This is a genomic window from Hyphomonas sp. (assembly GCF_040882205.1).
Classification (GTDB): domain Bacteria; phylum Pseudomonadota; class Alphaproteobacteria; order Caulobacterales; family Hyphomonadaceae; genus Hyphomonas.
Genome location: NZ_JBBEBT010000327.1, coordinates 1 through 12,020 on the forward strand (window position 1 = coordinate 1; position 12,020 = coordinate 12,020).

A 12,020-nucleotide genomic window follows, 5' to 3' on the forward strand; every position below is an offset into this window, starting at 1 on the left:
GGAGATGCTCCGCGCCCGACAAATACACGATCTGAGTGCGATCCATCAGCTTACCGCCGATCTTCTCCATCGCCTTGCGTGAACGCAGATTGTCTACGCCGATGCGGAATATGACGACTGGCCAGGTCGCCAGCGCGTGCGCCAGCATCATCCGTTTCATGTCGCGATTGCAGGGGCCGCCCCAATGACTGCGCGCGAGGAAGGTCCAGCCGATCTCGATCTCACCAGGTTCGACATTCAGCGTTGAGTAACGCGAAAAGCCGACGATCGTGCCGCTGGCCAGGTCGATTGCAACGAGCCCGCCCTGATCCGCTAAGGCGCGGTCAATGGACGCGCGGAAAACGTCTTCGCGCCACTCACCATGAATTGGGTGCTGCTCCCAGATCAGCGCGTCAGCAGCCGCTGCGAGAACAGCGTCCCAATCGTCAGGGCGATAAGGCCGCATTGCCAAAAGCTCGCCCTGCAGGTGCGGTTGGAAATCGAACAACTCACAGCCCCTTTATGCTACTGGCAATCATCAGGGCGACGGCTATTTCCAGTACAAGGAACATCGCAGGACATCGGCCGAGCTCGCAGCCTATCATGGCAGAGACAATCCGGCCAGATGCCATGCCGGCGGATGACGCCGCGATCGCGAGCAAGGATGCCATCAGAAACGTCCGGCCGCGTCAGGGCGAACAGCAACAGCCCGGCCACAACGAGTGGAAATCCGCGATAGACACCGCGAATCTCGTTGCGGCTCTCCGGCGCATTTGCCTCGAGGCCAAAGCTCTTCAGCAAGGTTTGCGGCTTGGCGATAGCTGCGAGCCCGATCACGGCATAAAACAATGCTGCACCAACAACTGCGATCAACCCTGACATCGCCTATCCGATCGTCCGAAACGCCTGCCAGGCCACAAACAGCAAAATCGGCAAACCGATCATGTCTGCCACTGCAATGGTGCGCAGCGCAGGCGACGCGCCAGAGAGCCACCAGACGAGAATGAATGAGATCATGCTGATGCCGACCGCAACGGTTGCGAGCGCGCGAACCTCAGGACGGAACATCGCCCAGACGCTGATCACAACAATCACCAGAAACAATGCTGCACGGTGATGCAGGAGCGTGAAAAGTTCTGATCCCGGTCGGACGCCATACATTTTTTCTAGCAGCGCAGGCCTGAACAACGCGAGCGCCGGCATGACATGAAGAAGGCTGAGCAACGCCCAGCAGATTTTGATGATCATCTTCTTGAGTCCTGGCTACGCCCGAGTTTGAGCACAGCCAAAAGGGCGAAAGCTGGCGGCCCGATCACAGCGAAAAGATCAAAGGCAAAGATGTTGTCGAATGGAAAGCCGCGATGGCTCCAGATCTGAATGTGAAACAAGGCATGCAGCGATGGCCAGGCGATGCCCGCAAGAGCGAGCGCGCGCGCTTCGGCAAAGCCCCCCCAGGCCAGCGCCCCGCCACTGGCGATGAAAGCAAGGCCTATATCGCGGATGAAGTGCATGTTGAACGGTCCCATCAGCTGCAGTCCCGGAACCGCTTCGTAAAAGCCGATGGGATCGACGAAGATGTAAACGCCAGTCATCACCCAGGTCACACCCAGGCCGACGAGAAAGGCTTCGAGGCGGCCTGACGCGATAACACCGCCTGCCGCCCTGAATTTCCAATACACACATCGACATGCATTGCCTGTGGAGGCTTCGGGGCCTGATTTCGTAAGGGGCGGTCAGGCCGGTTTACGCTCACGGCAGAGGCGCGCCCGCCAGCTGCATCAGCCAGACGGCAAAGCCGCCGAGCGCGATCCACGGCCCGAACGCAACGGCCGATTGCCCGCTTACCGCGCGCCCGTCTTTCCAGGCGAGAACCAGCGCCGCCAGCAGGCCGGACAGTGACGCGATGAGCAACACGGGGGCAAGCCCTGGCGCTCCGACCCACATGCCGAGCGCGCCCAACAGTTTCGCATCGCCCCGGCCGAGGCCATCATGGCCGCGCAGCCGCCGGTAGGCCGTCTCGACAGCCCACAGCAGGCCGTACCCGATTGCGGCGCCTGCAACGTGCATCACCCAGGCGTCCGCCCGCGTCATCCCCACCATCAACGCGGCGAGCAGCAGCACACCCGCATTCAGAATATCCGGAAGCAGGAACGTCTTCAGGTCGATCACAGCCAGCGCGAGCAGCAGCCATCCCAGCAGCAGCGTGAATGCCAGCAGGTCTCCGGGTGCAAAGGCAAGCGCCGCCGCGCTCACCGCCCCGCCGGCGATCGTCGTCAGAGCGGCTGCCCAACGCGCATTCGCCGCAGCTGGACGTCCCATGCTGTCGTCCGGATAGCGGGCATACCATCTGGCGGCCGCATCGATGGCCAGCCCCGCGGCCAGCCCCGCGGCCAGTCCCGCGGCCAGTCCGGCCAGAACAATCCAACCGTTATCGATCATCCAGGCCCCTGCAGGAACGAAAGAGAGGCGCCGCAGATGGCGCCCGCCCGCTTATGGAACGCCGCCTGCGCCGTGTCATCCGCCGGCCCGGCCGGAAACCATTTGTGAACCCTGCGGCCTCACAAGATGGGCCTTCCGGGTGTAAGCCTGAGTGTTGCTTTCTAGAGGAATTTTCGCGCATGTCCGCAGCTGCTCCGTCCATCGCCCGCATCATCGCACGCGAACTGAATGTAGATGAAAAACAGGTCTCTGCCGCCGTTGATTTGATCGGCGAGGGCGCCACCGTTCCCTTCATCGCGCGTTACCGGAAGGAGCGCACCGGCGGCCTCGATGATACCCAGCTGCGCCACCTCGCGGCCCGTCTCACCTATCTTACCGACCTGGCTGCCCGGCGCGAGACCGTGCTGAAATCCATCCGTGAGCAGGGCAAGCTCACCCCCGAGCTCGAAAAACAGATCAGCGCCGCCGAAACCAAGGTCGTGCTCGAAGACCTCTACGCGCCGTTCAGGCAGAAGCGCCGCACCAGGGCGACCATCGCCCGCGAAGCCGGCCTCGCCCCGCTGGCCGAACAACTGCTCGCAAATCCAAATCTCAATCCGGAGGTGATCGCCGCAAAGTTCATCTCGAATACCAAGGGCGTCGCTTCCGCTGACGAGGCGCTCGAAGGCGCGCGCCATATCGTCGTCGAGACCCTGGCGGAGACGCCGGAAATCGTTGGCGCCGTGCGCGAGAAGATGTGGGCCGAAGGCAAGGTCCGCTCCAGCGTCGCCAGGGGCAAGGCAGAAGAGGGCGCCAAGTTCTCTGACTACTTCGATTTCGACCAGCCAATCGGACAGCTTCCGTCCCACCGCCTCCTTGCGCTGCTGCGCGGCGAGAAGGAAGGTGTGCTGAAGCTCGGCCTCGATATTCCGCATGCGAATGATCGCCCGCACCCGGCAGTCGGCCTCGTGATGAATAAGGCCGGTCTCGCCCGCAAAGGCCGGCCTGCTGATGCCTGGCTCGCGGAGACGGCAGAGATCGCCTGGAAAACCCGCCTTGCGCCGTCTTGCACAAACGACCTCTTCGCCCGGGTGAAGGAGCGCGCCGATGGTGAAGCGATCAGCGTCTTCTCCAAGAACGTAAAAGCCCTTCTGCTTGCTGCGCCGGCGGGGCCCAAAACCGTAATGGGTATCGATCCGGGCATCCGGACGGGCTGCAAGATTGCCGTGGTCGACGCGACCGGAAAGGTGCTGGACACCGATACGATCTATCCACACGAGCCGAGGCGTGACTGGGCCGGCGCCCTGATGACGCTCGCCAGGCTCGCGAAGAAGCACAAGGTCCAGCTCGTCAGCGTCGGCAACGGCACCGCCAGCCGCGAGACGGACAAGCTTGTCGCCGAACTCGAAAGCAAGATGCCAGATCTCGGCCTCACCCGCGTGATGGTGTCTGAAGCCGGCGCGTCCGTTTATTCTGCCTCCGAACTCGCTGCTAAAGAGTTTCCGGACATGGATGTCTCCATCCGCGGCGCGGTGTCGATTGCCCGGCGCCTGCAGGATCCGCTGGCGGAGCTTGTGAAGATCGAGCCGAAAGCGATCGGTGTCGGCCAGTACCAGCATGATGTTGATCAGTCCGCCCTGTCGCATTCGCTCACCGCCGTCGTCGAGGACTGCGTGAACGCCGTCGGTGTCGACGTGAACACCGCCTCCGCGCCGCTGCTCGCCCGGGTATCAGGCCTCAACGAGACGCTGGCCTCGAACATCGTTGCCTTTCGCAACGAGAACGGCGCCTTCAAGTCCCGCGCCGCGCTGAAGAAAGTGCCCCGCATGGGCCCGAAGGCCTTCGAGCAATCCGCCGGTTTCCTGCGCATCCGCGATGCTAAGAACCCGCTGGATGGCTCCAGCGTCCACCCTGAAGCCTACCAGGTGGTCGAGCGCATCTCGGAGAAAACCGGGCGCGACGTCAAAAGTCTCGTCGGCGACAAGGCCTTCCTCTCGAAGCTGAAACCCCGCGATTTTGCCGACGCCACCTTCGGCGAGCCGACCGTCGCCGACATCCTGAAGGAACTTGAAAAGCCGGGCCGCGATCCGCGCCCGGAATTCAGGACCGCGACCTTCCGGGAAGGCGTCGAGAAATTATCAGACCTGAAACCCGGCATGTCCCTTGAAGGTGTCGTCACCAACGTCACGGCCTTCGGCGCCTTCGTGGATATCGGCGTCCATCAGGACGGCCTCGTCCACATCTCGGAGCTCTCGGACACGTTCGTCAAAGATCCGCATGCGGTCGTTCGCGCCGGCCAGGTCGTGCATGTCCGCGTGAAGGAAGTGGACGTCGCCCGCAAGCGGATTGCACTCAGCATGAAATCGCAAAGCGCCGGTGAACCCCGGGGCTTTGCCGGCGGCCGCCGCTAAGTCAGACCAGGGCCTGATCGTAAAGGTCAGGCATTCCATGCCCTGTCTGTTCGTGCGACTGGATAGTGAGCTGGTCCCAGAAATCTGGACAGTAAGCTAAGGTATATCCCGACCGACTAGGGGATAACTGTTGATTGCCGTTGAAAATTGACCCTGGGAGGGCAGAAATTTCTACTGAGAAGTGACCCATGTTTGAACCGGTCCCGAGCTTTGGCGAGCGGGGGACCATGGAGTGTTGGACATGGCATTATTGAGCGTTATCCGGTGGTGGTACCACCGCGACCAGATGTCGATCCGGGAGATTTCCCGGCGGACGGGCCTTTCACGAAACATGCTGCGCAAGTATCTGCGATCCGAGGTGGTCGAGCCGCGTTTCCGGACGCCGGACCGGCCGAGCAAGCTGGATCCTTATGCGGACCGGCTGTCGGCGTGGCTACGGCGGGAGCTGACGCGGCCGCGCAAACAGAAGCGCACAATCAAACAGCTGCATGCCGATCTGGTGAGCCTTGGATATGACGGCTCGTATGGCCGGGTGGCGGCGTTTGCGCGGGCCTGGCGAGACGAGCAGCGCATCCAGCAGCAGACGAGCGGACGCGGGACTTTTGTGCCGCTCTCGTTTGCGCCGGGGGAAGCATTCCAGTTCGACTGGAGCGAGGACTGGGCGGTCATTGACGGCGTTCGCACCATGCTTGTAGCGCGACATTCTGGATGAGAAGTCCGCATTGCCTCGCCTGAATTGCTCCCGATCGGTGTCTTGTTGCCTCATCTAAAATGCTCCCGGCGGTGGCTTGGGGGAAACGATGAGGAAGTTGAGCATGGCGACGCGGAGAGAATTGGTTGAAGCGGTCGGCGCGCGTTATCGCGCGGCCGACCGCGCCAGCAAGGGCAGGGTTCTGGATGAATTCGTTGCGGTCACGGGTCTGCACCGCAAGCATGCGATGCGCGTTTTGCGGCAGACTGCACCGTTGCGGCAGAATGCGCGTCCCGAGCGCAGGATTTACACTGAGGCGGTGCGGACCGCGCTGATCGTGTTGTGGGAGGCGAGCGATCGCCTGTGTGGCAAGCGGTTGCGGCCGCTGATACCGATTCTGATCGAGGCCATGGAGGGGCATGGCCATCTTGACCTGGATCCGGCGATCAAGACGAAGTTGTTGCAGATGAGTGCTGCAACGATCGACCGGGCGTTGCAAACCGTGCGGGAAAACAGCCCGAAGGCGCGGCGGCGCGGTGTGGCAGGATCCGCGTTGAGGCGCAGTGTTCCGATCCGGACATTCAGCGACTGGGGAGACCCAGCCCCGGGTCATATGGAAGCAGACCTTGTGTCACATAGTGGCCCGGTGGCGAAAGGTAGCTGGGCGTGGACGCTTACAATGACCGATATCGCGACAGGCTGGACCGAATGCGCACCGCTACTGGTTCGCGAGCAGACGCTGTTGGTGGGGGTCCTGTCGGAACTGCGCAAGCTGATGCCGTTCCCGTTGCTGGGGTTCGACTCCGACAATGATAGCGTGTTCATCAACGAGACGGTGCGCGATTACTGCGCCGCGACTGGAGTCGCCTTTACTCGTTGCCGGCCCTACCGGAAGAATGATCAAGCCTGGGTCGAGCAGAAGAACGGCTCCGTTGTGCGTCGCCTGGTGGGGTATCGTCGGTTCGAGGGACTGGAATCGGCAAGCTTGCTGGCAGAGTTGTATGCCGCATCCCGCCTGTTCGTGAACTTCTTCCAGCCCTCGTTCAAGTTGGCCGAGAAGCAGCGGGACGGAGCCAAAGTATACAAGCGCTACCACGCCCCGGCGACGCCTTACCAGCGCTTGCTGGACGAGCCCCGGACTAGCGAGCAGACACGTAAACAGTTGCGGGACACTGCCGCCGGTCTGGATCCGGTCCGACTACTGCGAGATATCCGAGCGGCGCAGCAAAAACTGGTGGTCCTGACGGATGCGGTTGCCTGCATGGCACCGGTGGAGACGTCGCCGCCGACGTTGGATGCGTTCATGTCGAGCCTGAAAACGTTGTGGCAGGACGGCGAGGCGCGGCCCATGGCGACCGCCAAACCGCTGCAGAAACGGGGGCGACGCCGACCAGACCCACTGGTTGAGGTTACCGATAAGCTGAAGGCCTGGTTCCAAGAAGAACCTTGGCGCACTGGACGCGAGTTGCTCGAAAAGCTCCAGACCGAGGAACCGGGAAATTACCCGGAAGGTCTGCTGCGGACGGTCCAGCGTCGGCTCAAGGGCTGGCGCTCTGAGCAGGCACGCGCACTCGTGTTCACCAGCACCCCTGCGTTACCCCCCGAGGGTAAGGCGGGCGCGGCGGCCATGATCGCAACCGCGTGAAGGGGTTGCCGCTCCGCCTCGCCTACGGCTCGGCTGCACGGCAACCCCGTCACGCGAGCAATGGTCATGCCGCGCGATGTCGAGTAGAGAGCATTTTACGTGAGGCAACGACGAAACGCTCGGGAACATTCCTCAATGAGGCAACACGAGTCTCATCTTGATCGTCGCGCTGCACAAGCTTCAGGTCGCGCACTTCAAGCTCAGCTACAGCCGCGCCTTCTTCGTGCGCGCGTACATCCTTCAGACGCATGAGATGCTGTTCGACGCGCACAACCATGCGTTCCGTGTTCTGGGCGGTGTGCCGCGGCGCGGGATCTACGACAGTGAGACGGCAAAGCAATCGATCCAGTGATCGATTGCCCGGCGAACGCGCACGGCGATCGACAAGGTCGGGCGCGGCAAGGCCCGGACCGTCAACACGCGGTTTGCGGCGATGGTCAGCCATTACATGTTCGAGGCCGAGTTCTGCAATCCGGCAGCCGGCTGGGAAAAAGGCCAGGTCGAGAAGAACGTTCAGGATGCGCGCCATCGTCTGTGGCAGCCCATACCTCAGGCGGAAAGCCTGGACGCTTTGAACGTCTGGCTTGAGCAGCGATGCCGGGCGTTGTGGCAGGACATCCCGCATGGCATCCAGCCGGGCTCGGTTGCCGATGCCTGGGCTGATGAAACCGCCAGCCTGATGCCGGCGGGCCGGCCGTTCGACGGCTTCGTGGAATATGGCAAGCGGGTCTCTCCGACCTGCCTCATCCATCTGGAACGCAATCGCTACAGTGTGCCCGCGTCGTTCGCCAATCGTCCTGTGAGCCTGCGAGTCTATCCGGATCACTTCCTCGTCGTCGCCGAAGGCCAGGTCGTGTGTGAGCACCGGCGCGTCATCGAGCGATCTCACGATGGTCCCGGGCGGACAATCTATGACTGGCGCCACTATCTCGCGGTCGTCCAGCGCAAGCCGGGAGCGCTGCGCAATGGCGCGCCGTTCCTGGAGTTGCCGGACGACTTCCGGCGGCTTCAGCAGCAACTGCTGCGCACGCCGGGCGGTGACCGGGAAATGGTCGAGACCCTGGCGCTGGTCCTGCAGCACGACGAAGAAGCCGTCCTGATGGCCGTCTCCATGGCGCTGGAAGCGGGCGTCGCGACCAAGACCCATATCCTCAATCTGCTGCACCGGCTGGTCGATGGCAAACCCGTCAGTACACCGCCGGTGACGGCGCCGCAGGCGTTGCGACTGGCCAGTGAGCCACAGGCCAATGTTGATCGCTACGACACGCTACGTTCTGCTGGGGAGACCCGTCATGCGTCATGATCCAGCCAGCGGCGCGATCGTCGTGATGTTGCGCGGCCTGAAGATGCACGGAATGGCGCAGGCCGTCACTGAGCTGATGGCTCAGGGCTCGCCGGCGTTCGAGGCAGCAATCCCCATGCTCTCTCAGCTCCTGAAAGCTGAAACGGCTGAACGGGAAGTGCGGTCCGTCGCCTACCAGCTGAAGAGCGCTCGGTTCCCCGCTTACCGCGACCTTGCAGGCTTCGACTTTGCCAGCAGCGACATCAACGAAGCACTCGTCCGCCAGCTTCATCGATGTGACTTTATCGATGCGGCCGACAATATCGTCCTGGTCGGCGGACCGGGCACCGGCAAGACGCATATCGCAACGGCGCTCGGCGTACATGCGATCGAGCACTATCGACGCCGGGTCCGGTTCTTCTCAACTGTCGAACTGGTCAACGCGCTCGAACAGGAAAAGGCCCAGGGAAGAACCGGTCAGATCGCGAACCGTCTGATCCACTCCGACCTCGTGATCCTCGATGAGCTTGGCTACTTGCCGTTCAGCGCATCGGGCGGCGCGCTCCTGTTCCACCTGCTGAGCAAACTCTACGAGCGTACCAGCGTCGTCATCACGACCAACCTCAGCTTCAGCGAGTGGGCCAGCGTGTTCGGCGATGCGAAAATGACAACCGCGCTGCTTGATCGGCTCACCCATCACTGCCACATCCTCGAAACCGGCAATGATAGCTTCCGGTTCAAGAACAGCTCGGCTCAGAAGCCTAAATCGAAAAAGGAGAAGCCATCATCTTGACCCGGAAATGAAACCCGAAAGATAGTCACAAGGCGGGTCAGTTCTCGATGGAAATCCCGGGTCAGTTCTCAGCAGAAATCAACACGAGATCAGCTCGTGATCGGATTTCAGGCTTGCGGGTTGGAGCCTGGCTGGCGGGCGCGCTCAATTACGCCCGGGCGCTGCGGACTGCCGGCTCAATGAGCGTCCAGATCTCTTCCAGCGTCTCGGCAAGCGCTTTGCCTTCCAAAGTCGTAGAAGTTGAAAACGCGCGCCATTGAGCGGCCTTGCCAGGTTGCTCGGCGAACGTGCTTGACAGGCCTGGCGGGCGATCTGCGGGAACCGGAGTCTGGCGCCTCTGAAAAGTCGCGCGCATTGCTTCAGCCAGTTCTTCGTCCGGCACATTTATGGCCCTGGGGATCGCCCAGAGATCATAGAAATCCTTCATGCGTCCGTTGATGAGACCAAGGGCGACAACCGCCTGCAGCTTTTCCGCCATTACAGTGGCTGGCGAATAGGCCCGGATCCGGGCGCTATCGAAATCGAGGAGAGAGCCATACTCGATCTCGTAGTCCGGGACCGTAACGGCATCTCCAAAGCCGACATCAATCGTTATCGGGATTTTGGCGCCGGCGAGTTCAGCCGCGGTTCGCAAGCGCTTGCCGCCATAGACCTGGTCCTCGCGGATGTCGCTGACCGTCAGGGCGTTTGCGTCGAACTGAAGTCCGTCTGCCGCGTCGATCGAGAGGATTTCGGCAAAGACGCTTTTGATCCTCTCGTCCTCAGGGGCGCCATACCCGAGGAAATCGATATCGCGCGTGAAGCGGCCCGGATCTGAAGTCCAGAGCGTCACGAGCATTCCCCCCTTCAGGAAAAACTGGTCGCGGTGGGCGGAGACCGACAGGCGCCAGACCACCCGTTCCAGCCCGAATGCAACCAGCACCGTCTGGAAGTCGCGGCCTTCGGTCCGCGCGAGGTTGAGAAGTCGCTGGCGCACTGAAGCTGCGCGGTTTGCAGGTAGCTTAGCCATTTGACGTCAGGGCCTCCAGATAGGGGCCCATGACCTTGCCTGCCCCGAAAGTCGTGGCGGCTTTCATCAGCGCAGCAGGGCTCGCCTTCCTTTGTTCGAGGGCTGCTCTCAGGCTTTCTATGGCAACCGATCTGTCGACCAGCTTCGGGTTTCTGAAGGCGTCGGCGAGGGTTTTTGGTACCGAATAGATCCGCACCGGCACACCTTCAATCCGGTGCGTTTCGATCCCTTCCGAAAAGTAGGGCTCACGCAGCCTCACCATCCGGACGGGCGGGTAGGACACCTTCGGCTCCCAGTCCTTTGCGCCTATCGCATACCAGACCTTGCGGGGGAGCTGGTCGGTCAGGCCGTGAAATGCGAGGGCCGATCCGAGGCAGATGACGGCCCTGGGAACCCGCTTTGCGAGTTCGGCGAAGTTTGCGTTGAGATCGCTTGCGGCGTCCATGGCCTGGTACAGCCCACGCCCGATGCGAATGATCTCGCCGGCGCTCACCGCACGCGAGATGGCCGTCGCACTGATACCAGCTTTGCGCAGTTCATACGCACGCGCGATCGGGTGCTCGCGCATGTAGCCGAGCAGGCGATCATTCTGCGTTGGAGCAGCCATATACGTAATGTTACAAAACCTCGGACAAAGGACTGTTTGGTCCGAGGTTTTGTAACGCTTCTATAGGTTACCGTCTATGAGGGCAGACCGATCTAGGCTCAGAATTTACCGCCGCTCTGCTGGCCAGGCTTGCCGGCGGAAATTAGAACTAACGAAGGAGAGCATCTGGCGGAACGGTGCTATGTGGCGACCGCGCTCTGGTCCGATGCGCTGGAGCATCCGCTGGTTGCTGAAATAGCACAGCGCAATCTGCATCTTTCGATAAGCGTTTCCTCAACGTGGAACAGCTTCATAGCGCCACCTGATCCGAACTTGTATGATCATCGGATAAGAACTGGTCTTGAGACACGGTCCGAGACTATCAGCGGTGCCAGCGATGCGCGCGCCCCGCGTAGATGGGGCGCATGTGATTGGCAGGCAGCCCGATGCGCCCCTCGGCCTCAAGCACATGGGCGACCCTTGCTGCGCCGAGCGCGTTGATTATTGCCGGATCGGCTCGCGCGATGTCCTGCAGAGGTGGCTCGGCACCACAATTCCCATGATGCGCCTCCTTTGCTCCAGCCTCGCGCCCGGTGAGCCAGAAAGCGCCAATCCAGCTTGTGGACTAGTCATAATATTTTGCTATGTCTTCTTCCAATGCTTGAGCCGTTTGATCTCAATCTGCGCCATTTGCGGGCGCTGGGCAGCGTGGTGGAACTGCGCAGCCTCAACCGTTCGGCAGAGGCCGCCGGATTGTCCCAGCCGGCGCTGACGCAGGGCATCGCTAAGCTCGAACGGCAACTCGGTGCGCGCCTGTTCGATCGCCATTCCGGTGGGGTTGTGCCGACCGCAGCGGGGCTCGCGCTTGCTGAACGGGCGCGCCGCGCCTTTGCCTGCCTGTCGCTGAAGGGGCAGCGACAGGGACGATCCGGCCTGCGCGGGTTTTCGCGGCCGGAACAATTGATGACTGCCATGCAGCTTAAGGCCTTTCTGCATTTTGCCGAGGCCCAAGGCTTTGCCGGGGCTGCGGCGACAAGCGGAATCTCGCAGCCGGGTGTCCACCGTGCGGTGCGCGAGCTTGAGCAGATAAGCGGCCACGCGCTGGCCGAGCGGCGCGGTCGTGGCATGATGCTGACCCCGGCAGGGCAAGCGATGGCCCGCGCCATGCGTTTGGCTGCAGCAGAAATCGCCGCGGGCATTGCCGAG

11 protein-coding genes and 2 pseudogenes are annotated in these 12,020 nt (G+C 62.0%); 6 read left to right on the forward strand and 7 right to left on the reverse strand.

All coding sequences use genetic code 11. The features are described 5' to 3' along the window. From WEA77_RS14090 to WEA77_RS14110, 5 genes are all read right to left on the reverse strand, one after another. A partial coding sequence (locus WEA77_RS14090; RefSeq protein WP_368068512.1) for a GNAT family N-acetyltransferase occupies positions 1-445 on the reverse strand: 445 nt, incomplete at its 3' end. Between the two features lie 59 nt (positions 446-504). Next, positions 505-852, reverse strand: coding sequence for a DUF4345 family protein (locus WEA77_RS14095; protein ID WP_368068513.1), 348 nt, complete (start codon positions 850-852; stop codon positions 505-507). A 12-nt stretch (positions 853-864) separates the two neighbouring features. Beyond that, a complete protein-coding gene (locus WEA77_RS14100) occupies positions 865-1,227 on the reverse strand; it encodes a hypothetical protein (RefSeq protein WP_368068514.1) in 363 nt (120 codons plus the stop codon). Continuing rightward, positions 1,224-1,658 carry a hypothetical protein gene (locus WEA77_RS14105; protein WP_368068515.1) on the reverse strand — a complete coding sequence of 145 codons (435 nt, stop codon included), beginning with the start codon at positions 1,656-1,658 and terminating at the stop codon, positions 1,224-1,226. The genes WEA77_RS14100 and WEA77_RS14105 overlap by 4 nt, the downstream gene beginning before the upstream one ends. 70 nt (positions 1,659-1,728) lie before the next feature. Beyond that, a complete protein-coding gene (locus tag WEA77_RS14110; RefSeq protein ID WP_368068516.1) occupies positions 1,729-2,418 on the reverse strand; it encodes an A24 family peptidase in 690 nt (229 codons plus the stop codon). 179 nt (positions 2,419-2,597) lie between these two features. Here WEA77_RS14110 and WEA77_RS14115 point away from each other — a divergent pair, with 179 nt between their 5' ends. The 5 genes and pseudogenes from WEA77_RS14115 to istB all read left to right on the forward strand — a co-directional run bounded on the left by WEA77_RS14115 (position 2,598) and on the right by istB (position 9,219). Next, positions 2,598-4,808, forward strand: a complete 2,211-nt coding sequence (locus tag WEA77_RS14115) for a Tex family protein (RefSeq protein ID WP_368068517.1) — start codon at positions 2,598-2,600, stop codon at positions 4,806-4,808. 241 nt (positions 4,809-5,049) lie between these two features. Next, positions 5,050-5,490: pseudogene (locus WEA77_RS14120) on the forward strand (IS21 family transposase); the annotation flags it as partial. 118 nt (positions 5,491-5,608) lie between these two features. After that, a complete protein-coding gene (locus tag WEA77_RS14125) occupies positions 5,609-7,144 on the forward strand; it encodes a transposase family protein (protein WP_368068518.1) in 1,536 nt (511 codons plus the stop codon). A 175-nt stretch (positions 7,145-7,319) separates the two neighbouring features. Beyond that, a pseudogene (istA, locus tag WEA77_RS14130) lies at positions 7,320-8,447 on the forward strand (IS21 family transposase); the annotation flags it as partial. Continuing rightward, complete coding sequence (gene istB / locus WEA77_RS14135; RefSeq protein WP_368068519.1) at positions 8,437-9,219, forward strand: IS21-like element helper ATPase IstB; 783 nt, start codon at positions 8,437-8,439, stop codon at positions 9,217-9,219. The pseudogene istA and the gene istB, both read left to right, overlap by 11 nt. Before the next feature lie 148 nt (positions 9,220-9,367). Here the strand turns inward: istB and WEA77_RS14140 are convergent, their stop codons facing one another. Both WEA77_RS14140 and WEA77_RS14145 read right to left on the reverse strand, forming a co-directional pair. After that, positions 9,368-10,228: a nucleotidyl transferase AbiEii/AbiGii toxin family protein gene (locus WEA77_RS14140; RefSeq protein ID WP_368068520.1), complete on the reverse strand. Its 861-nt coding sequence runs from the start codon at positions 10,226-10,228 to the stop codon at positions 9,368-9,370. Continuing rightward, positions 10,221-10,835 carry a type IV toxin-antitoxin system AbiEi family antitoxin domain-containing protein gene (locus WEA77_RS14145; protein WP_368068521.1) on the reverse strand — a complete coding sequence of 205 codons (615 nt, stop codon included), beginning with the start codon at positions 10,833-10,835 and terminating at the stop codon, positions 10,221-10,223. Before WEA77_RS14145 ends, WEA77_RS14140 begins: the two co-directional genes overlap by 8 nt. 636 nt (positions 10,836-11,471) lie before the next feature. On the opposite strand from WEA77_RS14145, the gene WEA77_RS14150 reads away from it, so the two are divergent. Next, on the forward strand, positions 11,472-12,020 hold a 549-nt coding region (locus WEA77_RS14150), incomplete at its 3' end, for a LysR family transcriptional regulator (protein ID WP_368068522.1).